The 23111-nt window shown below is 70.7% G+C and carries 21 protein-coding genes; 15 read left to right on the forward strand and 6 right to left on the reverse strand.

Annotated elements, in window-relative coordinates; translation table 11 throughout:
• Positions 1-63 precede the first annotated feature (63 nt).
• The 7 genes from rsmD to mutM all read left to right on the forward strand — a co-directional run bounded on the left by rsmD (position 64) and on the right by mutM (position 5172).
• The gene (rsmD, locus tag ACIQVL_RS32545; RefSeq protein WP_403477131.1) at positions 64-651 is read left to right on the forward strand and encodes a 16S rRNA (guanine(966)-N(2))-methyltransferase RsmD; all 588 of its coding nucleotides are present in this window, start codon (positions 64-66) and stop codon (positions 649-651) included.
• A gap of 26 nt (positions 652-677) precedes the next feature.
• Positions 678-1157: a pantetheine-phosphate adenylyltransferase gene (gene coaD, locus ACIQVL_RS32550; RefSeq protein WP_362583540.1), complete on the forward strand. Its 480-nt coding sequence runs from the start codon at positions 678-680 to the stop codon at positions 1155-1157.
• Positions 1158-1214: 57 nt separating this feature from the next.
• Positions 1215-2315 (forward strand): ATP synthase F0 subunit B, encoded by a 1101-nt coding sequence (locus tag ACIQVL_RS32555; RefSeq protein ID WP_403477132.1) that lies wholly within the window; start codon positions 1215-1217, stop codon positions 2313-2315.
• Between the two features lie 166 nt (positions 2316-2481).
• Positions 2482-3132 (forward strand): YceD family protein, encoded by a 651-nt coding sequence (locus ACIQVL_RS32560; RefSeq protein ID WP_403477133.1) that lies wholly within the window; start codon positions 2482-2484, stop codon positions 3130-3132.
• A 2-nt stretch (positions 3133-3134) separates the two neighbouring features.
• Positions 3135-3308, forward strand: a complete 174-nt coding sequence (gene rpmF, locus ACIQVL_RS32565; RefSeq protein WP_007493396.1) for a 50S ribosomal protein L32 — start codon at positions 3135-3137, stop codon at positions 3306-3308.
• 8 nt (positions 3309-3316) lie between these two features.
• Positions 3317-4171 (forward strand): ribonuclease III, encoded by an 855-nt coding sequence (gene rnc, locus ACIQVL_RS32570; RefSeq protein WP_403432856.1) that lies wholly within the window; start codon positions 3317-3319, stop codon positions 4169-4171.
• Between the two features lie 80 nt (positions 4172-4251).
• Complete coding sequence (mutM, locus tag ACIQVL_RS32575) at positions 4252-5172, forward strand: bifunctional DNA-formamidopyrimidine glycosylase/DNA-(apurinic or apyrimidinic site) lyase (RefSeq protein WP_403432859.1); 921 nt, start codon at positions 4252-4254, stop codon at positions 5170-5172.
• On the opposite strand, the gene ACIQVL_RS32580 is transcribed toward mutM, so the two are convergent.
• Positions 5145-5546 (reverse strand): winged helix-turn-helix transcriptional regulator, encoded by a 402-nt coding sequence (locus tag ACIQVL_RS32580; protein WP_403432862.1) that lies wholly within the window; start codon positions 5544-5546, stop codon positions 5145-5147. The genes mutM and ACIQVL_RS32580 overlap by 28 nt on opposite strands.
• A 361-nt stretch (positions 5547-5907) precedes the next feature.
• On the reverse strand, positions 5908-7059 hold the full coding sequence (locus ACIQVL_RS32585; protein WP_403477134.1) for a CAP domain-containing protein: 1152 nt from the start codon (positions 7057-7059) through the stop codon (positions 5908-5910).
• Positions 7060-7247: 188 nt separating this feature from the next.
• Here ACIQVL_RS32585 and ACIQVL_RS32590 point away from each other — a divergent pair, with 188 nt between their 5' ends.
• The 4 genes from ACIQVL_RS32590 (at position 7248) to ACIQVL_RS32605 (ending at position 13905) form a co-directional block, all read left to right on the forward strand.
• Positions 7248-7529, forward strand: coding sequence for an acylphosphatase (locus ACIQVL_RS32590; protein ID WP_403432868.1), 282 nt, complete (start codon positions 7248-7250; stop codon positions 7527-7529).
• 383 nt (positions 7530-7912) lie between these two features.
• Positions 7913-8116 (forward strand): hypothetical protein, encoded by a 204-nt coding sequence (locus tag ACIQVL_RS32595; RefSeq protein ID WP_093498859.1) that lies wholly within the window; start codon positions 7913-7915, stop codon positions 8114-8116.
• Between the two features lie 248 nt (positions 8117-8364).
• Positions 8365-12192 (forward strand): AAA family ATPase, encoded by a 3828-nt coding sequence (locus ACIQVL_RS32600; RefSeq protein ID WP_403477135.1) that lies wholly within the window; start codon positions 8365-8367, stop codon positions 12190-12192.
• Positions 12193-12486: 294 nt separating this feature from the next.
• Positions 12487-13905 (forward strand): sugar porter family MFS transporter, encoded by a 1419-nt coding sequence (locus ACIQVL_RS32605; protein WP_403477136.1) that lies wholly within the window; start codon positions 12487-12489, stop codon positions 13903-13905.
• A 121-nt stretch (positions 13906-14026) separates the two neighbouring features.
• Here ACIQVL_RS32605 and ACIQVL_RS32610 read toward each other — a convergent pair whose 3' ends face one another.
• The 3 genes from ACIQVL_RS32610 to ACIQVL_RS32620 form a co-directional block, all read right to left on the reverse strand.
• Positions 14027-14404 (reverse strand): hypothetical protein, encoded by a 378-nt coding sequence (locus ACIQVL_RS32610; protein ID WP_403432876.1) that lies wholly within the window; start codon positions 14402-14404, stop codon positions 14027-14029.
• Positions 14405-14458: 54 nt separating this feature from the next.
• Positions 14459-15430 (reverse strand): LLM class flavin-dependent oxidoreductase, encoded by a 972-nt coding sequence (locus ACIQVL_RS32615; protein ID WP_403432878.1) that lies wholly within the window; start codon positions 15428-15430, stop codon positions 14459-14461.
• A gap of 61 nt (positions 15431-15491) precedes the next feature.
• Entirely contained in the window at positions 15492-16964 is a 1473-nt protein-coding gene (locus ACIQVL_RS32620) for a cytosine permease (RefSeq protein ID WP_403432881.1), read from the reverse strand.
• A 128-nt stretch (positions 16965-17092) separates the two neighbouring features.
• On the opposite strand from ACIQVL_RS32620, the gene ftsY reads away from it, so the two are divergent.
• Positions 17093-18295: a signal recognition particle-docking protein FtsY gene (ftsY, locus tag ACIQVL_RS32625; RefSeq protein WP_403432884.1), complete on the forward strand. Its 1203-nt coding sequence runs from the start codon at positions 17093-17095 to the stop codon at positions 18293-18295.
• A 104-nt stretch (positions 18296-18399) separates the two neighbouring features.
• Here the strand turns inward: ftsY and ACIQVL_RS32630 are convergent, their stop codons facing one another.
• Positions 18400-19056: a bifunctional DNA primase/polymerase gene (locus ACIQVL_RS32630; RefSeq protein ID WP_403432886.1), complete on the reverse strand. Its 657-nt coding sequence runs from the start codon at positions 19054-19056 to the stop codon at positions 18400-18402.
• 457 nt (positions 19057-19513) lie between these two features.
• Between ACIQVL_RS32630 and ACIQVL_RS32635 the strand changes: the two genes are divergently transcribed.
• The 3 genes from ACIQVL_RS32635 (at position 19514) to ACIQVL_RS32645 (ending at position 23079) form a co-directional block, all read left to right on the forward strand.
• Entirely contained in the window at positions 19514-20998 is a 1485-nt protein-coding gene (locus tag ACIQVL_RS32635; protein WP_403432889.1) for a hypothetical protein, read from the forward strand.
• Positions 20999-21403: 405 nt separating this feature from the next.
• Complete coding sequence (locus tag ACIQVL_RS32640; RefSeq protein ID WP_403432892.1) at positions 21404-22744, forward strand: ammonium transporter; 1341 nt, start codon at positions 21404-21406, stop codon at positions 22742-22744.
• A complete protein-coding gene (locus ACIQVL_RS32645; RefSeq protein WP_093498850.1) occupies positions 22741-23079 on the forward strand; it encodes a P-II family nitrogen regulator in 339 nt (112 codons plus the stop codon). The genes ACIQVL_RS32640 and ACIQVL_RS32645 overlap by 4 nt, the downstream gene beginning before the upstream one ends.
• The last annotated feature ends 32 nt before the right edge of the window (positions 23080-23111 follow it).

The following is a 23111-nucleotide window of genomic DNA, read 5'->3' on the forward strand; positions in this document are numbered from 1 at the left end:
GACGCACCTGCTGCCAAACTGAATCCGTAACCACCCCGGAAAACCCCAGACCGAGGATTCAAAATGACCCGCGTGATCGCCGGCGCAGCCGGCGGACGTCGGCTGACGGTGCCGCCCGGCACAGGAACCCGGCCCACTTCGGACCGCGCACGCGAAGGCCTCTTCTCCACCTGGCAGTCCCTCCTCGGCGGTCCCCTGGACGGCGAACGCGTCCTCGACCTCTACGCCGGCTCGGGCGCCGTGGGCCTGGAGGCGCTCTCCCGGGGCGCCGGCCACACCCTCCTGGTGGAGGCCGAGCCCAGAGCCGCCCGCGTCGTACGTGAAAACGTAAAGAATCTGGGGCTCCCCGGCGCCGAGGTAAGAGCGGGCAAAGCCGAGCAGATCATCCAGTCCCCGGCACCGGCGCAGCCGTACGACATCGTCTTCCTGGATCCTCCGTACGCCGTCACGGACGACGATCTTCGGGAGATTCTCCTCACACTCCACTCCGAGGGCTGGCTCGCGCCGGACGCTCTCGTCACCGTGGAGCGCAGCACCAGAGGTGGCGTTTTCAACTGGCCGGCCGGTTTCGAAGGCCTCCGGTCCCGTCGCTACGGCGAGGGAACGTTTTGGTACGGTCGCGCCGCCGCTACGTGCGAAGACGCACGATGACCGGACCGGAGAGCGAGGGATCTCAAGTGCGCCGCGCCGTCTGTCCCGGGTCGTTCGACCCGATCACCAACGGACACCTCGACATCATTTCCCGGGCGTCCCGTCTCTACGACGAGGTCTACGTCGCGGTGATGATCAACAAGTCCAAGAAGGGCCTGTTCGAGATCGACGAGCGGATCGACCTGATCCGCACGGTCACCGCCGACTACGGCAACGTCCGGGTGGAGGCGTTCCACGGCCTCCTCGTCGACTTCTGCAAGCAGCGCGACATCCCGGCCATCGTCAAGGGCCTCAGAGCCGTCAGCGACTTCGACTACGAACTGCAGATGGCCCAGATGAACAACGGCCTGTCGGGAGTCGAGACACTGTTCGTGCCGACCAACCCGACCTACAGTTTCCTCTCCTCCTCGCTGGTCAAGGAGGTGGCCCAGTGGGGCGGCGACATCGCCCACCTGGTTCCGCCGGCCGTTCTGGAGGCCCTCAACAAGCGTCTCGGCAAGGACTGATGGGGCTACAGTCGTCCCGTCCGTCTCCAACCCAGCTGTAGAGAGTGGCGAGCACAGGTGGACGTGCAGAAGAAGCTCGACGAGATCGTGAGCACGGTCTCCGGCGCCCGGTCCATGCCCATGTCGGCGTCGTGCGTGGTCAACCGTGCCGAGCTGCTCGCGATGCTCGAAGAGCTGCGCCAGGCGCTGCCCGGCTCGCTCGCGCAGGCCGAGGAGCTGATCGGCGGCCGGGACCAGATGGTCGAGCAGGCCCGCATGGAGGCCGAGCGGATCATCGAGACCGCGCACGCCGAGCGCGGCTCCCTGATCTCCGACACCGAGGTGGCCCGCCGCTCGCAGGCCGAGGGCGACCGGATCCTCGCCGAGGCCCGTCAGGAGGCCGAGGAGGTCCGTGCCGACGCCGACGACTACGTCGACTCCAAGCTCGCCAACTTCGAGGTCGTCCTCACCAAGACCCTCGGCTCGGTCGGCCGCGGCCGCGAGAAGCTGCTCGGCACCGGCCCCGGCCTGGACGAGCAGGGGTACGAGGACGAGGACGCCCCCGAGCGCAGCCACGACCCCGAGACCCTGCGCCGGGACGCCGACGCCTACGTGGACGTCAAGCTCGGCGCCTTCGAGGCGGTCCTCGCCAAGACCCTGGAGGCGGTCGGCAAGGGCCGTGCCAAGCTGCACGGCCGGATCGCCTCCGACGCCCTCGGCGCCCTGGCCGACGACAACACGACGTTCCAGCACTCCAGCGACGCCGACTACCTGGCCGACCTCGCGGCCCTCGCCGACCAGGACGACCGGGCGGTGCAGGCGGCCCAGGCCGAGCAGCCCGCCGCCCAGCCGCAGCAGCAGCCGCAGTACGACCAGCAGCCCATGCAGCAGCCCGTGGCGCAGGATCCGTACGGCTACCCCCAGCAGCAGCCCGTCTACGCCCAGCAGGACGCGTACGGCTACCAGCAGGACCCCTACGGCTACCAGCAGGCCGATCCGTACGCCGCCGCCTACCAGGGCTACGACACCGGCCAGCAGCCCGTCTACGACCCCCAGCAGCAGGCGGCCCAGCAGCATCAGCAGCACCAGTCGTACGCCCTCGACGAGACCAGCCTCTTCGACACCGGCATGATCACGCCGGAGCAGCTGCGGGCCTACGAGCAGGGCCGGGGCCTGTAGGGACCGGCCGGAAGCCCGGCGGGGAGGCGGCCGGCGGACCCGCGGATTGGGCCGACAGCGAAAGGTCCAGTATCCTGGCTCTTCGGTCGCGTCTACGTCCGCGATCCACGCTGCCCGGAGAGATCTCCGGACGGCGTCCCTCTGAACTCGAAGATCGAAAGCAGGAATGGCTCCTCACGCGCGCCTCGACCACCGCAACCCGTTCGTGTTCGACACACACGAGCTGGGACGGCGTCCTGGTGCCCTGCAGCGCCTGCCCCGCACGATCGACGCTCCCGAGGACTTCGGGATCAAGGGGGTCATCGGAGTGCCGCAGGGCGCCCCGGTGGAGCTCGAACTCCGGCTCGAGTCGGTCATGGAAGGTGTGCTCGTCACAGGCACCGCCCGTGCACAGGCCGAGGGGGAGTGCGTAAGGTGTCTGGAGCCGGTCGGGCAGGAGCTCGAAGCGGATTTCCAGGAACTGTTCTCGTACCCTGACGCCGACGACCGGGGCCGCGTGATCGCGGAACCGGGCGACGACGCCGAGGACGACGAGGACAGGTTCTTCATCGAGGACGGCCTGTTCGACCTCGAACCCGTGCTGCGCGATGCGGTGGTGCTCGCACTGCCCATGCAGCCGGTGTGCCAGGACGACTGCCTGGGCCTGTGCTCCGAGTGCGGAGCCCGGCTCACGGACGACCCGGACCACCACCACGACGCCGTCGACATCCGTTGGGCGGCTTTGCAGGGACTCGCCAGTTCCACCAAGGACGGCGAGAAGGACGAGATGAGCGGCGCTGACGCGGAAGCGGGCGTCGACGAGAAGCAGGAGAAGTAGCCGTGGCTGTTCCGAAGCGGAAGATGTCGCGCAGCAACACGCGCCACCGCCGGTCGCAGTGGAAGGCTGCGGTCCCCACCCTGGTTGCGTGCGAGCGCTGCCACGAGCCCAAGCTGCAGCACATCGCGTGCCCGTCTTGCGGCACCTACAACAAGCGCCAGGTCCTCGAAGTCTGAGCGGCCAGGTGAGAGGCACTGTGTCCAGTCCCAAGAAGGGCGATGAGCCCAAGGCGGACCCAACCGCCAAGAAGAAGGCGGACAGCACGGCCTCGTCCCACACGCTTCTGGAAGGGCGGCTCGGGTACCAGCTCGAGTCCGCCCTTCTGGTGCGTGCGCTGACCCACCGTTCCTACGCGTACGAGAACGGCGGCCTGCCGACGAACGAGCGGCTGGAGTTCCTCGGTGACTCCGTCCTCGGTCTCGTCGTCACGGACACGCTGTACACCACCCACCCCGATCTGCCCGAGGGCCAGCTGGCCAAGCTCCGGGCCGCGGTGGTGAACTCGCGTGCGCTCGCGGAGGTGGGCCGAGGTCTCGACCTGGGTTCCTTCATCCGGCTCGGCCGTGGTGAAGAGGGCACGGGCGGCCGGGACAAGGCGTCCATCCTCGCCGACACCCTGGAAGCGGTGATCGGCGCGGTCTATCTCGACCAGGGCCTCGACTCGGCGTCCGAGCTGGTGCACCGGCTCTTCGACCCGCTGATCGAGAAGTCCTCGAACCTCGGAGCCGGCCTGGACTGGAAGACCAGTCTCCAGGAGCTCACCGCGACGGAGGGCCTCGGCGTGCCCGAGTACCTGGTCACGGAGACCGGCCCCGACCACGAGAAGACCTTCACTGCTGCCGCCCGCGTCGGAGGCGTCTCGTACGGCACCGGCACCGGCCGCAGCAAGAAGGAGGCGGAGCAGCAGGCCGCCGAGTCCGCCTGGCGCGCCATCCGCGCCGCGGCGGACGAACGCGCCAAGGCCAGGGCGGCCGAGCAGGCCGCCCAGGCCGAAGCCGAGGAGGACGACGGCCCGCCGTCGTCCGCCGCCTCCGCCTGACGAACAGCGCAGCCCGAGCGCCCGCCACCTTTCACGGAGGCGGGCGCTCGGATCGTCCACGGTCCCGCACAGGAGTCCCGATGCCCGAACTGCCCGAGGTGGAGGTCGTCCGGCGCGGCCTGGAGCGCTGGGTCGCCCATCGCGTCGTGGCCGAGGCCGAGGTCCTGCACCCGCGCGCCGTACGACGGCACGTCGGCGGCGCCGACGACTTCACCCACCGGCTCAAGGGACACCGCATCGGCATCCCGAGCCGGCGCGGGAAGTACCTGTGGCTGCCGCTGGAGGACACCGACCAGTCGATCCTCGCGCACCTCGGCATGAGCGGCCAGCTCCTGGTGCAGCCCCACGAGACGCCGGACGAGAAGCACCTGCGCATCCGCGTCCGGTTCGCCGACACACTGACCTCAGCCTCCCCCACTCTCGGCTTCGCTCGAGCGGGGGGACCCCCATCCGCGGCGGGCGGCACCGAACTCCGCTTCGTCGACCAGCGCACGTTCGGCGGACTGTCGTTGCACGACAACACGCTCGACGGACTGCCGGACGTCATCGCGCACATCGCCCGCGACCCCCTCGACCCGCTGTTCGACGACGAGGCCTTCCACCAGGCGCTGCGCCGGAAGCGGTCCACCATCAAGCGGGCCCTGCTCGACCAGTCGCTGATCAGCGGGGTCGGCAACATCTACGCGGACGAGGCCCTGTGGCGTGCCCGCGTCCACTACGAGCGCCCGACCGCGGGCTTCACCCGTCCCCGCACCGCCGAACTCCTCGGCCATGTACGGGACGTGATGAACGCGGCCCTGGCGGTCGGCGGCACCAGCTTCGACAGCCTGTACGTCAACGTCAACGGCGAGTCCGGGTACTTCGACCGCTCACTGGACGCCTACGGCCGGGAGGGGCTGCCCTGCCGGCGGTGCGGTACGCCGATGCGCAGGCGACCCTGGATGAACCGGTCCAGCTACTTCTGCCCGCAGTGTCAGCGGGCGCCGCGCGTCTCGTCGTAACGCTCGCGGGCGGCCAGCACCTCGTCCATCCGGCCCTCCACGAAGTGCACGACGGCCAGCAGGTGCTCGGCGACCCCGCGGCCGAGCGGGGTGAGCTCGTAGTCGACGCGCGGCGGGTTGGTCGGCTGCGCCTCGCGGCGCACCAGGCCGTCGCGCTCCAGGGCCTGGAGCGTCTGGGAGAGCATCTTCTCGCTGACGCCGTCCACGCGCCGGCGCAGCTCGTTGAACCGGAACGAGCCCTCGTGCAGCGCGCTCAGGGTGAGCCCGCCCCAGCGGCCCATGACGTGCTCAAGGGTGGTGCGCGAGGGACAGGCCCGGACGAAGACGTCGTACGGAGGCTGCGGCTCCACGACGCCGTCCTGGGTGATGGTCATGCGTCAAGCGTACGGGAGCGCAGCGCTAACTGACAGGGTGCGCTAACTCGTGGTTAGCGACGGCCCTGCAATCGGCCGCCCGGCCGACGCCGCGACCCGCGAATTGGTCGTCCTCGCGCGGGAGCGCCCCGCAGCAGTCGGGTGCGTTCTGGCCGTTCAGGTGCGGGCTGCGGAGGCCGGGGCCGGGTGCGGCACGGGATGCGCGCGCTGAGGCACTGCGGTGGCCCGGTCCGCCTCGGCGCGGGGGAGAGCGTCAGGGCGCTCGGTGAGTACCCGGGTCACCTCGGCCCCGGGTTCACGATGCGGACGTACACCCACCTGCTGCCGTCGGTGGTTCCCGGGTCGCTGACCTGCGGCTGTCTCAGTAGCCGAAGTCCTGCGTCCACCACGGCCCGCCCTCGCCGAAGTGCACGCCGACCCCGAGGGTCTTGAAGTCGCAGTTCAGGATGTTGGCGCGGTGGCCCTCGCTGTTCATCCAGGCGTCCATGACGGCCTGGGCGGTGGCCTGGCCGCGGGCTATGTTCTCGCCGCCGAGGTTGGCTATGCCGGCCGCCGCGGCCCGGTCCCACGGCGTCTTGCCGTCCGGGTCGGTGTGGTCGAAGAAGTCCCGTGCCGCCATGTCGTCGCTGAACGCCTCGGCCAGCTTGGCCAGCGAAGAGCTCGCGGACAGCGCGCTGCAGCCGACCTTGGCCCGCTCCTCGTTCACCAGTTTCAGCACCTCGGCCTCGACGACCGCCTCCTGGGAGGTGGTGATCGGTGCGGCGGTCTTCACCGGCGCCTTGGTGGCCGTCCTGCTCGGGCTCGCCGTCGCCTTCTTGGACGGCGTCTCGGCGGTCGTCGGCTTCTCGGTCGCCGTCTTCGTCGGGGTGGGGGACGAGGAGGCGGGGGAGGATGCGGAGGCGGACTTCGAGGCGGACGCCGACGGGGTCGGCGAGGCGGAGCGCTGCGTGTCACGGCTGGTCGAGGAGCCGGTGCCGCGGCTCTCGGCGCTGCCGGAGGTGCCGCCCTGCTCGGCGGCCGTGTTGCTGGGCGCGCCGTCGGCCTGCACCCGCTCGCCGCCGGTCGTGCTGTTGCCGCCGCCGAGCTTGTAGTTCTCCAGGCCGGGCACCAGACCGGTGGCCACCGCGACCGTGCCGATGGCGACCGCGGCGGAGACCCCGAGCAGACCGGTGGCCACGGGCCGCCCCGACTTCTTGCGACGCCGGTGCCCGCCACCCGAGGAGGAGCCGCGGCCCGCGGTGAACTCCTCGACCGGGAAGTCGGCGGTGTTCATGAAGCGGGCGTAGTCGTCCTCGGTCGCGAACAGGTAGGCCGAGCTGCGCTCGTTGGCGTCGGCGTACTCCTCCGGGTACTCCTCCTGGCGCAGGTAGGCCGCCGTGCCCGTGCCGTAGCGGAGTCCCGCGTACGAGTCCTGCGGGTCGTGGCCGCCCGGGTACGGGCCGTCGTGCTCCGTGACCCCCGTGGCGTGGCCCGTGGCGGCGCGGCCGGCGGCGTGGCGTCGGTGGCGTCCCATGTCCTTGCCCTCTTCCCTCGTCCTCGCGGTCGGGTTGACCAGGGGCCGGTGTGGCCAATGACTCCTTCTGGTCAACCAGGCTCACCCGATCGAGTGAGTTTCATATGAGATTCATTGGGTGGGGACGGTACCGCATGCCGCTGAATGAGGGAGTGCCCCGAGTGACATTGGCCGGTTAGGTTGCACCCATGAGCGAGGATGTGCGACTGGTCGCCTGGGTCCGTGGACGGGTACAGGGGGTGGGTTTCCGCTGGTTCACGCGGGCCAAGGCGCTGGAGATCGGGGGCCTGAGTGGTTTTGCTCTCAATCTGGGCGACGGCCGCGTCCAGGTGGTCGCGGAGGGTTCCCGGGTGGGCTGCGAAGGGCTGCTCGACTGGCTCCAGGGCGATGACACGCCCGGGCGTGTGGAGGGTGTCACCGAGATCTGGGACACACCACGGGGCGGCTACGACGGCTTCGCCATCCGCTGAGCCCGCTCGGTGAAGCCGTGCGGGCGGAACCGGAGTGAACTGCCACTGGCATGTGCCCCGAGCAGAAATGGCCTGGTGGTTGCCAAGAACCGCGTGTCGTGGCAGGCTCCGCACTTACAGATGATCGCCACGCCCTGAGGGCCCCGCGGGAGTCGCAGTGCCGCCCCGTCAGGGCCGCCCGACTACGGGTTCGCCCGCCAATGCAGGGCGTGATCGTGTTGACCGTCAAACTTTTTGGTGAGACGCTGAAAGCCCCGCGCACCTTAGCTGTTTGGCATGGCGCAACAATCGAGAAACACTCGGATGTGTCAAGCACCGCGGGTGCGAATCCCTCACGACCCACACCGCTTCGGTCGGTCACTCAGTGTGGAGGACCATCCATCATGGCAAAGGCGCTTCTCGGTTACGTCGGCGGCTCCGACCCGCGACTCCTCGCCGAGATGCGACGGCTCCAGCAGCGTGTCCAGGACCTCGAATCCGAGCTCGTACGGATCCAGGCCGAGAACGACGCGCTGACGGCTGCCGCTTCTCCCGACAGGATCATGGAGAGCATCGACGCAAACCAGGCGGAGCCTGCGCTCACCTGATCGCTGCATCGCTCCACAACAGCACATGCGGCGGTTGGGCAGCCCTTTCAACCGCTCAAGTTGTCAAGATTTGCAAGGGACGCCCCGGCGTCCCTTCTTTCTTGCGCCCTCGCTCCCTGCCCCGTTCCAGCCCCGCGCATCCTTTCACCTTCTTTAACGTCTGGTGTGCCCTGCATGTTCATGCGCGAAACCGCGAGGTTGCGAGGGGTCGTGGAGTGCGGTAGCGGCGCCGGGTAGAGTCCGACGGCGTGCACCTCAAGGCCCTGACCCTCCGCGGGTTCAAGTCGTTCGCCTCGGCGACCACGCTCCGGTTCGAGCCGGGGATCACGTGCGTCGTCGGTCCGAACGGCTCGGGCAAGTCCAATGTGGTGGACGCGCTCACCTGGGTCATGGGCGAACACAGCGCCAAGTCGCTGCGCGGCGGCAAGATGGAGGACGTCATCTTCGCCGGCACCACCGGGCGTCCCCCGCTGGGCCGCGCCGAGGTGTCCCTGACCATCGACAACTCCGACGGCGCCCTGCCCATCGAGTACGCCGAGGTCACCATCACGCGGATCATGTTCCGCAACGGCGGCAGCGAGTACCAGATCAACGGCGACACCTGCCGCCTCCTGGACATCCAGGAACTCCTCTCCGACTCCGGCATCGGCCGCGAGATGCACGTCATCGTCGGCCAGGGCCAGCTCGACTCCGTCCTGCACGCGGACCCGATGGGCCGCCGCGCCTTCATCGAGGAGGCGGCCGGCGTCCTCAAGCACCGCAAGCGCAAGGAGAAGGCGCTGCGCAAGCTGGACGCGATGCAGGCCAACCTCGCGCGCGTGCAGGACCTGACCGACGAACTCCGCCGCCAGCTCAAGCCGCTGGGCCGCCAGGCCGCGGTCGCCCGCCGGGCCGCCGTCATCCAGGCGGACCTCCGCGACGCCCGCCTGCGCCTGCTCGCCGACGACCTCGTACGGCTCCGCAACGCACTCCAGACCGAGGTCGCCGACGAGGCCGCGCTCAAGGAACGCAAGGAAGCCGCCGAGCAGGAGCTGAAGAAGGCCCTCCAACGGGAAGCCCTCCTGGAGGACGAGGTCCGGCAGCTCACCCCGCGCCTGCAGCGGGCCCAGCAGACCTGGTACGAGCTCTCCCAGCTCGCCGAGCGGGTCCGCGGCACCACCTCGCTGGCCGACGCCCGGGTCAAGAGCGCCACCTCCGCGCCCCCCGAGGAACGGCGCGGCCGTGACCCCGAGGACATGGAGCGTGAGGCCCACCGCATCCGGGAGCAGGAGGCCGAGCTGGAGGCCTCCCTGGAGGCGGCCCAGCACGCCCTGGACGACACCGTCGCGCACCGCGCCGAGCTGGAGCGCGAGCTCGCCCTGGAGGAGCGGCGCCTGAAGGACGTGGCGCGCTCCATCGCCGACCGCCGCGAGAGCCTGGCCCGGCTGAACGGCCAGGTGGGCGCGGCCCGCTCCCGTGCCGGGTCCGCCCAGGCCGAGATCGACCGGCTGGCCGCCGCCCGCGACGAGGCCCAGGAACGGGCGGTCTCGGCGCAGGAGGAGTACGAGGCGCTGAAGGCGGAGGTCGACGGCCTCGACGCCGGCGACGAGGAACTCGCCGGACAGCACGACCAGGCCAAGCACCGGCTGGCCGCGGCGGAGGCGGCCCTGACCGCGGCCCGCGAGGCCGTCACGGCGGCGGAACGCAGCCGGGCCGCGACCCAGGCCCGCCACGAGGCGCTGGCCCTGGGCCTGCGCCGCAAGGACGGCACCGGCATACTGCTCGGCGCCCGCGACCGCCTCACCGGTATCCTGGGCCCGGCGGCAGAACTCCTCACCGTGACCCCGGGCCACGAGGTCGCCCTGGCAGCCGCCTTCGGCACGGCAGCGGACGCGATCGCGGTCACCACCCCCTCCTCGGCAGCCGACGCCATCCGCCTGCTACGCAAACAGGACGGCGGCCGGGCAGCCCTCCTGCTGGCAGGAGCCCCGGAGACCCCCCATCCCATGGCGCCCCACAGGGGCCCAGGGAACGGCGCGCCCGAGACCACGGCCGCAGGGGCCGCGCCCCAAAGGGGCGCGGGGAACGGCGCGACCGGCCACGATGCACCCGCACCCGAGATCACGGCCGCAGGGGCCGTGCCCCACAGGGGCGCGGGGAACGGCGCGACGAGCCACGATGCACCCGCACCCGAGATCACGGCCGCAGGGGCCGCGCCCCACAGGGGCGCGGGGAACGGCGCGACCGGCCACGACGGCGCCGCACTCGACCGACGACCCCCCACGGCCCCCCCGTCAGGGAACTTCGCCGCCGACCTCGTCCGCGGCCCCGCCGACCTGATGCCCGCCGTACGGCGCCTCCTCAGCGGCATCGTCGTCGTCGACACCCTCGAAGCCGCCGAGGACCTGATCTACCGCCACCCCCACCTCACCGCCGTCACCGCCGAAGGCGACCTCCTCGGTGCCCACTTCGCCCACGGCGGCTCCGCCGGCGCCCCCAGCCTGCTGGAGGTGCAGGCCTCCGTGGACGAGGCCGCCGCCGAGCTGGAAGAGCTCGCCGTCCGCTGCGAGGAGCTGTCCGACGCTCAGGAGTCGGCCCAGGCGCACCGCAAGGAGTGCGCGGCACTCGTCGACGAGCTGGGCGAGCGGCGCCGCGCCGCCGACCGCGAGAAGTCGGCCGTGGCCCAGCAGCTCGGCCGTCTCGCCGGACAGGCGCGCGGCGCGGCGGGCGAGGCGGAACGTTCCACGGCCGCCGCCGCCCGCGCCCAGGACTCCCTCGACAAGGCACTCGAAGAGGTCGAGATCCTCGCCGAGCGGCTCGCCGTGGCCGAGGAGATGCCCGTCGAGGAGGAGCCCGACACCTCGGCACGCGACCGCCTCGCCGCCGACGGCGCCAACGCCCGCCAGACCGAGATGGAGGCCCGCCTCCAGGTCCGTACCCACGAGGAGCGGGTCAAGGGGCTCGCCGGCCGCGCCGACTCCCTCGACCGCGCCGCCCGCGCGGAACGCGAGGCACGCGCGCGTGCGGAACAGCGCCGGGCCCGGCTGCGCCACGAGGCGGCGGTCGCCGAGGCCGTCGCCGCCGGTGCGCGGCAGCTGCTCGCGCACGTAGAGGTCTCGGTCGGCCGGGCGGAGCAGGAACGTGCCGCGGCCGAGGCCGCGAAGGCCCGCCGCGAGCAGGAGCTGACCGCCGCCCGCACCGCCGGCCGCGACCTCAAGGCGGAGCTCGACAAACTCACGGATTCAGTTCACCGGGGCGAGGTACTCGGCGCCGAGAAGCGGCTGCGGATCGAGCAGCTGGAGACCAGGGCGCTGGAGGAACTCGGTGTCGAACCGGCGGGGCTCGTGGAGGAGTACGGCCCGCACCAGCTCGTGCCGCCCTCGCCCCCCGCCGAGGGCGAGGTGCTGCCGGACGACCCCGAGCACCCGCGCAACCAGCCCAAGTCCTTCCACCGGGCCGAGCAGGAGCGCCGGCTCAAGGCGGCCGAGCGGGCCTACCAGCAGCTCGGCAAGGTCAACCCGCTGGCCCTGGAGGAGTTCGCGGCCCTTGAGGAGCGGCACAAGTTCCTCAGCGAGCAGCTGGAGGACCTGAAGAAGACCCGCGCCGACCTGCTCCAGGTCGTGAAGGAGGTCGACGAGCGCGTCGAGCAGGTCTTCACGGAGGCGTACCGGGACACGGCGAGGGAGTTCGAGGGCGTCTTCAGCCGGCTGTTCCCGGGCGGCGAGGGACGGCTGATCCTCACCGACCCCGACAACATGCTCACCACGGGCGTGGACGTCGAGGCCCGCCCGCCGGGCAAGAAGGTCAAGCGGCTCTCCCTGCTGTCGGGCGGCGAACGCTCGCTGACCGCCGTCGCGATGCTGGTGTCGATCTTCAAGGCGCGCCCCAGCCCGTTCTACGTCATGGACGAGGTCGAGGCGGCCCTGGACGACACCAACCTGCAGCGGCTGATCCGCATCATGCAGGAGCTCCAGGAGTCGTCCCAGCTGATCGTGATCACGCACCAGAAGCGGACGATGGAGGTCGCCGACGCGCTGTACGGCGTCTCCATGCAGGGCGACGGTGTGTCGAAGGTCATCAGCCAGCGGTTGCGCTGACGCTGGGTCCCGGCCGACTTCCGCGGGTGCGGGTGCGTCGTGGCTGGTCGCGCAGTTCCCTGCGTCCCTAGCTAGATCATCTCCTCCTATTCTTCAAGAAGTGAACGCATCTTCGTTGCGTGGTATCTGCAACTTCACACCGCACCGCCTATTGACTTCGAAACTTGAAGGCATAGTCTCTGCAACGTTGCTTTTACCTTCAGGTGTGAGCGGTGTGAAGATGTGCGCCACTTAGACCTGGGAGGGCTCACCCCCCACCCCCGGCGGCGTTGCCGGTGGCCCGAGGAGTTTCTTGTGACCAGCACTGCGCAGGCACCCCATTCAGGAGCCGGGACGGCTCACCCCGATCACCTCGGGCATGTCATCTTCATCGCGGCGGCGGCCGCCATGGGTGGTTTCCTCTTCGGCTACGACAGCTCCGTCATCAACGGCGCCGTCGAGGCGATCCGGGACCGTTACGACATCGGGTCCGCGGCCCTCGCCCAGGTCATCGCCGTCGCCCTGATCGGCTGCGCCATCGGCGCCGCGACCGCCGGTCGCATAGCCGACCGCATCGGCCGTATCCGGTGCATGCAGATCGCGGCCGTGCTGTTCACCATCAGCGCCGTCGGCTCGGCGCTGCCCTTCGCGCTCTGGGACTTCGCCTTCTGGCGGATCATCGGCGGCTTCGCCATCGGCATGGCCTCCGTCATCGGCCCCGCCTACATCGCCGAGGTCGCCCCGCCCGCCTACCGTGGCCGTCTCGGCTCCTTCCAGCAGGCCGCGATCGTCGTCGGCATCGCCATCTCGCAGCTGGTCAACTGGGGTCTGCTGAACGCCGCCGGCGGCGACCAGCGCGGCAAGCTGATGGGCCTGGAGGCCTGGCAGGTCATGCTCGGCGTCATGGTGGTCCCGGCCGTCCTGTACGGCCTGCTCTCCCTCGCGATCCCGGAGTCCCCGCGCTTCCTGCTCTCCGTCGGCAAGCGTGACCGCGCCCGCGCGATCCTCGAAGAGGTCGAGGGCAAGAACGCCGACCTGGACGCCCGGGTCGCCGAGATCGAGCACGCGATGAAGAGCGAGCACAAGTCCACGTTCAAGGACCTGCTCGGTGGCTCCTTCTTCTTCAAGCCGATCGTCTGGGTCGGTATCGGCCTCTCCGTCTTCCAGCAGTTCGTCGGCATCAACGTCGCGTTCTACTACTCCTCGACGCTGTGGCAGTCGGTCGGTGTCGACCCGACGGACTCGTTCTTCTACTCCTTCACGACGTCGATCATCAACATCATCGGCACCGTGATCGCGATGATCTTCGTGGACCGCATCGGCCGCAAGCCGCTGGCCCTCATCGGTTCGGTCGGCATGGTCGTCGGCCTGGCGCTGGAGGCCTGGGCCTTCTCGTACCACCTGGTCGACGGCAAGCTCCCGTCCGCGCAGGGCTGGACCGCCCTGATCGCCGCGCACATCTTCGTCCTCTTCTTCGCCCTGTCCTGGGGCGTGGTCGTCTGGGTCATGCTCGGCGAGATGTTCCCGAACAGGATCCGCGCCGCCGCCCTGGGCGTGGCCGCCGCCGCGCAGTGGATCGCCAACTGGGCCATCACCGCGAGCTTCCCGTCGCTGGCCGACTGGAACCTCTCCGGCACCTACGTGATCTACACGGTCTTCGCGGCCCTCTCCGTCCCGTTCGTCCTCAAGTTCGTCAAGGAGACGAAGGGCAAGTCCCTGGAGGAGATGGGCTGACCCGCACCGGGAGCCCCCCGAACTCGGGGAGAAGGGCCAAGTCCCCGCTGCCCCTCTCCTCGTACCCTCCGCCGCCCCGCCCGGTCACTGCCCGGGCGGGGCGGCGGTTCGTGTGCGGGCCTCACCAGATCAGGACGCCGCCGCCGATCTCCAGGGCCCTGCGGATGCTCTCCTCGATGATCCGCAGCCTGGTCTCGATCTGGTGCCGGTGCTCCTCGACCGTGCGGGGCCGCTCGGTGCCGTGGGCGACGTCGTCGAGACGGGAGCGCAGCAGAGCGACCTCCCGCCGGAACTCCGGCACGTCCCCGGCCTCGACACAGAGGTCCTGGTCGGCCAGCACGGGCAGGAAGCGGGCACCCAGCGAGCGCACGAACTCCGATCCCCACACCGTCCTGCGCCAGGACTCGAAGCCACCGGACCGGTACACGTCGTCGGGCACGTCGAGGATCCGTAGCCCGCCGTCCGGCTCCCGGACGAACACCTCCACCAGCAGACTCATGGGCCCAGCAGATCACCGATGGCCGCGACCGGGCCGGCGGTTTGTCGCCGCGGGTCAGCCGTCCAGCGCCGGAAGCACCCGCTCCCCGAACAGCCTGAGACTCCGCCACCCCTCCTCGACCGGCATCCCGCCCGCCAGCGGATGCAGGACCAGGTTGTCCAGCCCCGCCGACACGCACTCCTCGGGGGTGAGGATGCGGTAGACACCCTCCTCGCGCAGTTCCCCGACCGTGGTCGCGGCGGACCGCACCGCCGAGTGGATGTCCCCGGACTGCCAGGACGCGTACGTCCGGGCCTCGTGCAGGAAGTGCTCGCCGTACTGCGCCCACGCCCGGTCCGGGTCCTCGGCGATGTGCAGCAGCGGGGTCTCGGCCGTCGGCATCATCGTCCAGCCCTCCGTGCCGTGCTCGGTGAGCTGCTCCTTGTAGTACGCCTCCAGCTCCGGCAGGTGCGCGCTCGGGAAGAACGGCAGGCCGAGGCGGGCGGCGCGGCGGGCGGCGGCCCTGGAGGAACCGCCGACCAGGAGGAGCGGGTGGGGGTCGGTGAGGGGGCGGGGGGTGACCCGTACCGTACGGCCCCGGTACTCGAACTCCTCCCCGGTCCACGCCTTCAGCAGCGTTTCGAGCAGCTCGTCCTGCAGCCGCCCGCGCCGCTTCCAGTCCACGTCGAACAGCGCGTACTCCTCGGGCCGGTAGCCGATCCCGGCCACCGTCACCAGCCGGCCCCCGCTGAGCAGGTCGAGGACCGCGATGTCCTCCGCCAGCCGCAGCGGGTCGTGCAGCGGGCCGATCACCGCCGACACGGTCACCGCGATGGTCCGGGTCGCCCCGAACACCGCGCCCGCGAAGGCGAACGGCGACGGCAGCCAGTTGTTGTCGACGCCGTGGTGCTCCTCGGTCTGCACGGTGGTGACCCCGTGCTCGTCGGCGTACGCGGCCATGTCGAGGGCCGCTCGGTACCGGGCGCCCAGCGCGGCCGGGGCGGCGCCGGGGTCGACGAGGTTGAAGCGGACGACCGAGACGGGCATGGGAGTTCCCCTTCACCTTGGCTGGCCGGGCAGGTGTGCGGGGACAGTAGCTGACGGCGCGTCAGACAGCCAGGGGTGCGCGCTTCCCGGCCGCCGCCGGTACCACCGCCGGCTTCGGCAGCACCGCGTACAGCAGGCCCGAGACGGCGATCGTCGCGATCCAGCCGAGGCCGTACCGGCCGACGGGGTTGTTCGCGGCGAGCGGGCCGGTGAACCAGTCGCACGTGGTGAAGAGCAGCCCGGCCGCCAGGCCGAGCCCCCAGGCCGCGACGGCGGCGGGGGAGAAGCCCGCCCGGTACCAGTAGGCGCTGGTGCGCGTGGTGTCGAGCAGGGCCGTGGCGTCGTACTCCCGGCGGCGGAACATGTCGGCCCCGAACACCCCCACCCACGCCGAGAACGCCACCGCCAGCAGCGACAGGAAGGCGATGAAGGAGGCCATGAACGAGGTCGCCGCCAGCATCAGGACGGCCCCGAGGGCCAGCGAGATCACCGCGTTGACGGAGACCGCCCAGTGCCGGGGGATCCGCAACCCCAGCGTCTGCGCGGTGAAGCCTGCCGAGTACATCGACATCGCGTTGATCAGCAGCATCCCGGCCAGCGCGACGAGGAGATAGGGGACCGCCAGCCAGCGGGGCAGGATCTCGCCGAGGAAGGAGACCGGGTCGGCCGCCCTGGCGAGGCCCGGAGTGGCGGCCGCCGTCACCGCGCCCATCAGGACCAGGGGGAGTACGACGATCCCGGCACCGCCGACCGTGTTGCGTACGATCGCCGCCGAGGACGCCGTACCCGGCAGATACCGCGTGAAGTCCGGCGCGGCCGGCGCCCAGCTCATCCCGCCCGCCGCGATCAGCCCGGCGCCGGTGACCATCGCGGCCGCGGAGCCGGCGGGCTGTCCGAACACCCTGCCCCAGTCCGCCGTCGCGATCAGCCGGCCGAGGACGAGCAGCGAGAAGGCGCCGAACAGCCAGGTCGCCCACCGGTTGCAGAACCGCACCGCCTTGATGCCCATGCCCGAGATCACGAACGCGGCGATCACGAAGAGGAGAAGCGTGACGATGATCAGCGCGGTGTTGCTCCCGATCCCGAACAGGATGTCGAGGACGGTCAGCAGCGCGTAGCTGCCGGTCACCGCGTTGACCGTCTCCCAGCCCCAGCGCGCCACCCAGATCAGCGCGCCGGGGAGCAGGTTGCCGCGCTGGCCGAAGACCGCCCGGGACAGGGCCATGCCCGGTGCGCCGCCACGCTTGCCCGCGATGCCGATCAGCCCGACCAGGCCGTACGACACGATCGGCGCCGCGATACCGACCACCAGGGACTGCCAGAAGTTCAGCCCGAACGACACCGCCAGGCTCGCGCCCACGGTCACCAGCAGGACGGTGACGTTGGCGGCGATCCAGGTGGGGAGCAGACCACGGGGGGTGCCGGTGCGCTCGGAGTCAGGCACCGGCTCGATGCCCCGGGTTTCGAGGCCGTGGTGCTCCAGCGACTCTTCGAGATGTTCGAGCGCGCCATCGTGGTGGGCGGTGGTGCTCATAGGCAGTCATCGTACGTTAGGCCGACTAATCCCCTCAAAAGAGACATCCGGCTTCGGGGGATCATCCGGAAACTCCCGAGCGAGGGAGCAAAGTCGGCCGCGGGGGAGGGATGGATACTGGTCGGGTTATGGAAACCGTCATCCTTGCTGTAGTCATCGCCGTAGTCGTGCTCGGCGCGCTCGGCGGGCTCGTCATCGGCAGCCGGCGCAAGAAGTCGCTGCCCCCGCCGCCCCCCGCCGCGCCCGACATCACCGCACCCCCGGCCGAGCCGCACGTCGGCGACGAGGCCGAGACGCCGCGCGACGAACCGCGCCGGACGATAGAGGAGGTCGACCTTCCCGACGGCTCGGCTCCCGTCGCCGTCGAAGAACCCCCCGCGGTCGAAGCGCCCGAGATCGAGATCCCCGAGCCCACCGCAGGCCGGCTGGTCCGGCTGCGCGCCCGGCTCTCCCGCTCGCAGACCGCCCTCGGCAAGGGGCTGCTCACGCTGCTCTCGCGCGAGCACCTCGACGACGAGACCTGGGAGGAGATCGAGGACACCCTGCTCACCGCCGACGTCGGCGTGCAGCCCACCACCGAGCTGGTCGACCGGCTGCGCGAGCGCGTCAAGGTGCTCGGCACCCGGACCCCCGGGGAACTGCGCACCCTCCTGCGCGAGGAGCTGCTCAAGCTGGTCGGCACCGACGCCGACCGCGAGGTGAAGACCGAGCCCGCCGACCGCAAGCCGGGCATCGTGATGGTCGTCGGCGTCAACGGCACCGGCAAGACCACCACCACCGGCAAGCTCGCCCGTGTCCTCGTCGCCGACGGCCGTACGGTGGTGCTCGGCGCCGCCGACACCTTCCGGGCCGCCGCCGCGGACCAGCTCCAGACCTGGGGCGAGCGCGTCGGTGCCCACACCGTGCGCGGCCCCGAGGCCGGTGACCCCGCCTCCGTCGCCTTCGACGCGGTGAAGGAGGGCAAGGAGATGGGCGTCGACGTGGTGCTCATCGACACCGCCGGGCGGCTGCACACCAAGACCGGCCTCATGGACGAGCTGGGCAAGGTCAAGCGGGTCGTGGAGAAGCACGCCCCGCTGGACGAGGTGCTGCTCGTCCTCGACGCCACCACCGGGCAGAACGGCCTCGTCCAGGCCCGGGTCTTCGCCGAGGTCGTCGACATCACCGGCATCGTCCTCACCAAGCTGGACGGCACCGCCAAGGGCGGCATCGTGATCGCGGTCCAGCGCGAGCTGGGCGTCCCGGTCAAGCTCATCGGCCTGGGCGAGGGCGCGGACGACCTGGCGCCGTTCGTGCCGGAGGCGTTCGTGGATGCCCTTATCGGTGACTGACCCGAGGGGGGTGGATTTACCCGCCCCGAGATCGCGAAGAAGCGCCCGATCCCCGAGATGCAGCCGGGGACGGGCGCTTCGGCGTCTGAGCCGGACCTGTGCGGTTACGCCCGCGACCGGTGCGCGACGTAGGCCAGCGTGCCGAGCAGCAGCCTCGCCGCCGGGGGCCTGGTCGCCGAGTCCAGGGCCGGCGGGCGCAGCCAGCGCACCGGGCCAAGACCGCCCCGGTCGGACGGCGGGGCGGTGATGTGCGTACCCGTGCCGAGGCCGCGCAGGTCCAGGGAGGTCGGGTCGTCCCAGCCCATGCGGTAGAGCAGCGCCGGGAGTTCGGCGGCGGCGCCGGGGGCGACCAGGAAGTGCGCGCGGCCGTCCGGGGTGGCGGTGACCGGGCCGAGCGGGAGGCCCATCCGCTCCAGGCGGACCAGGGCGCGGCGCCCGGCGGGTTCGGCGACCTCGATCACGTCGAACGCGCGGCCGACCGGGAGCATCACCGCCGCGCCCGGGAACTCGCCCCAGGCCTTGGTGACCTCGTCGAGCGTGGCGCCCGCGGGCACCTGGGGCGCGAAGTCCAGCGGATGCGCTCCCGGCGCGGGACAGCCGGCCTGCCCGCAGGAGCACGCCCCGGCCGCGGCACGGGCGCCGGGCACCACGTCCCAGCCCCACAGTCCGGTGAACTCGGCGACGGCGGTGCAGTCCGATGAACGACCGCGCCGGCGCGTGCCGGAGCGGATCTCGCGAATGCCGCCGATCGTGAAGCCCATGCCCCCTCCAACGGGTCCGGCGCGCCGGTGGTTACGACCCGGAACGGGACGGAAACGGAACGTGACGCTACGGCTCCGCCTTCCCTCCGGCCCGCAAGGTCATGGCGGCGCCCTGAAGCTCTCCGGGTGGTGCGCCTGGGGATGTGCGCCCCAGAGTGCACCGTTCCGCCTACTCCCGGCCGTCCTATGTCAAGTGAATCGCGCCAAGGGCATCGTGAGTTCATTCGAAGGGGTGGCGAATGGTGGCGTTTCCGGGATCGCCGTGGCTGGAGCAGTGATCGTAGGATTACTTTGAGTGCACGAGGCCTGGGGGCACTTGCACTCGTGGGTATGCCGGAGGCAACTCGGCATCCCGTTCGAAGGGTGAGAACTACCGGACGGGCAGCCGTATTTACCGGCATTCTGATAGGGCTTGGCGCATCCGGCATCAAGTGGTCTCAGGGATGGGGGCGTTCCAGTGGGCGGCAACGGCGGAAGCGGGGCGACCGCGACCAGCACCGACAAGCGCCCCAACGAGCTGCTCAACTCGTGGTTCGTGCGCAGCGGCTGGTCCAAGGGCGAGCTGGCGCGGCAAGTGAACCGCAGAGCACGCCAGTTGGGCGCCAACCACATCTCCACGGACACGTCCAGGGTGCGCCGCTGGCTCGACGGGGAGAACCCGCGCGAGCCGATCCCCCGGATCCTCTCCGAGCTGTTCTCCGAGCGGTTCGGCTGTGTCGTCTCGGTCGAGGACCTCGGGCTGCGGGCCGCCCGCCAGTCACCCTCCGCGACCGGCGTCGACCTGCCCTGGACGGGCCCGCAGACGGTGGCCCTGCTCAGCGAGTTCTCGCGCAGCGACCTCATGCTGGCGCGGCGCGGCTTCCTCGGAACCTCGCTGGTGCTGTCTGCGGGCCCGTCCCTCATCGAGCCCATGCAGCGCTGGCTGGTCCCCTCGCCGGGCGGCCCGCAGCAGACCCCCGAGCCGTCCGCGGACCCCCGCCGACCCGGCCGCATCTCCCGGCCCGAGCTGGCCCTCCTGGAGTCCACCACGGAGATGTTCCGCCAGTGGGACGCCCAGTGCGGCGGCGGCCTGCGCCGCAAGGCGGTCGTCGGCCAGCTGCACGAGGTCACCGACCTCCTCCAGGAACCCCAGCCCGAGACCACCGAGCGCAAGCTCTTCAAGGTCGCCGCCGAACTCGCCGAGCTGGCCGGCTGGATGTCGTACGACGTCGGTCTCCAGCCCACCGCCCAGAAGTACTTCGTGCTCGCCCTGCACGCGGCCAAGGAGGCCGGTGACAAGCCGCTCGGCTCGTACATCCTCTCCAGCATGAGCCGCCAGATGATCCACCTCGGCCGGCCCGACGACGCCCTGGAGCTGATCCACCTCGCCCAGTACGGCAGCCGGGACTGCGCGAGCCCGCGCACCCAGTCGATGCTGTATGCGATGGAGGCCCGCGCCTACGCCAACATGGGCCAGCCCGGCAAGTGCAAGCGGGCGGTCCGGATGGCCGAGGACACCTTCGCCGAGGCCGACGAGTGGGACGAACCGGACCCCGACTGGATCCGCTTCTTCTCCGAGGCCGAGCTCTACGGCGAGAACAGCCACTCCTTCCGCGACCTGGCCTATGTCGCCGGCCGCAGCCCCACCTACGCCTCGCTGGCCGAGCCGCTGATGCGCAAGGCCGTCGAGCTGTTCGCCAAGGACGCCGAGCACCAGCGGTCGTACGCGCTCAACCTCATCGGCATGGCCACCGTGCACCTGCTGCGCGGCGAGCCCGAGCAGAGCACGGTGCTGGCCTCCGAGGCGATGGGCATCGCCAAGAAGGTGCGCTCCGAGCGCGTCAACACTCGTATTCGAAAGACGGTCGACACGGCTGTCCGCGACTACGGCGGCCTCGCGGCCGTGGTCGACCTCACCGAACAGCTCGCCGCCGATCTCCCGGAGACCGCCGAGGCGGTCTGAACCCCGGCGCTTCCCAGACCCCGGCCGCGGCCGGCCCTCCCGAACTGCCCGACTCGGCTCCCCCATGCCAGGTCATCGGACGGCCGACCGCGGCCGGTTCCCCTTTTTGCGCCTGAACCGGCGCCGCTCTCGCGGACGTGGCTGGTCGCCGTAGGGGTCCTCAATTGATGGTTGCGCTTGATCTCGCAATGGTTGCGTCACGATAACGATCAGCGAGCCCGGAATCCGGCAGTTCATCCAGGCGTAACACGCGCGGCGCCTTCGTCACTCCGGCGAAACAACGAGGGGCAACGACCGAAACCGCGCTGCGCCAATCTCATGGCGCATAACCGGCCCACCCCCCGCTTCACCGGACCGCTCACGCTCCGACCCGCACGGGGCCGTACAACCGACGAGGAGACGCCGATGGCACCAGCCGCCATCACGCTTGCCGCGGAGGCACCCAAGCTGTCCTCCGCGAACACAGGCTTCATGCTCATCTGCTCCGCCCTGGTGCTGCTCATGACGCCGGGTCTCGCCTTCTTCTACGGAGGCATGGTCCGCGTCAAGAGCACCCTGAACATGCTGATGATGAGTTTCGTCAGCATCGGGATCGTCACCATCCTGTGGGTGCTCTACGGCTTCTCCCTGGCCTTCGGCTCCAGCAACGGCTTCATCGGCTTCAACTCCGACTGGCTCGGCATGAGCAACGTCGGCCTGACGGAGCTCTGGGACGGCTACACCATCCCGATCTTCGTCTTCATGGTCTTCCAGATGATGTTCGCGGTCATCACCCCGGCCCTGATAAGCGGCGCCATCGCCGACCGCGTCAAGTTCTCGGCCTGGGCGCTCTTCGTCGCGCTGTGGCTCACGATCGTCTACGTCCCGGTCGCCCACTGGGTCTGGGGCGCCGACGGCTGGGCCTACAAGCTCGGCGTGATCGACTTCGCCGGTGGTACCGCGGTCCACATCAACGCCGGTGCCGGCGCCCTCGGCGTCATCCTGGTGATCGGCAAGCGGGTCGGCTTCAAGAAGGACCCGATGCGCCCGCACAGCCTCCCGCTGGTCATGCTCGGCGCCGGTCTGCTGTGGTTCGGCTGGTTCGGCTTCAACGCCGGCTCCTGGCTCGGCAACGACGACGGCGTCGGCGCGCTGATGTTCGTCAACACGCAGGTCGCCACGGCCGCCGCCATGCTGGCCTGGCTCGCCTACGAGAAGATCCGGCACGGCGCGTTCACCACCCTGGGCGCCGCCTCCGGCGCGGTCGCCGGTCTGGTCGCCATCACCCCGTCCGGTGGTGCGGTCTCCCCGCTCGGCGCGATCGCCGTCGGCGCCATCGCCGGTGTCGCCTGCGCCGCGGCCGTCGGCCTGAAGTTCAGGTTCGGCTACGACGACTCCCTCGACGTGGTCGGCGTCCACATGGTCGGCGGCATCATCGGCTCCCTGCTCATCGGCTTCTTCGCCACCGGCAAGGGCCAGTCCGCCGCGACCGGCGTCTTCTACGGCGACCACTCCTTCACCCAGCTGTGGAAGCAGTTCGCCGGTGTCGGCGCGGTCCTCGGCTACTCCCTGGTCGCCTCCGCGGTCCTCGCCTTCCTCCTCGACAAGACCATCGGCATGCGGGTCACCGAGGACGAGGAGGTCTCCGGCATCGACCAGGCCGAGCACGCCGAGACTGCATACGACTTCAGCGGCACGGGCGGCGGTGTCATCGGCTCCGTCTCCGCCGCGGCCCTGGCCGGGACCGGCAAGAAGGTGGACGCATGAAGCTCATCACCGCCGTCGTGAAGCCCCACCGGCTCGACGAGATCAAGGAGGCCCTCCAGGCCTTCGGCGTCCACGGCCTCACGGTCACCGAGGCCAGCGGCTACGGTCGGCAGCGCGGCCACACCGAGGTCTACCGTGGTGCCGAGTACACGGTCGACCTGGTGCCCAAGATCCGCATCGAGGTGCTGGCCGAGGACGAGGACGCCGAGCAGCTGATCGACGTCATCGTCAAGGCCGCCCGCACCGGCAAGATCGGTGACGGCAAGGTCTGGTCGCTCCCGGTCGAGACCGCCGTACGGGTCCGCACCGGCGAGCGCGGACCGGACGCACTGTAGAACAGAACCATCTGCATACAGGCAGGAGTCGC

This window comes from Streptomyces sp. NPDC090499 (assembly GCF_044769305.1).
Taxonomy (GTDB): Bacteria; Actinomycetota; Actinomycetes; order Streptomycetales; family Streptomycetaceae; genus Streptomyces.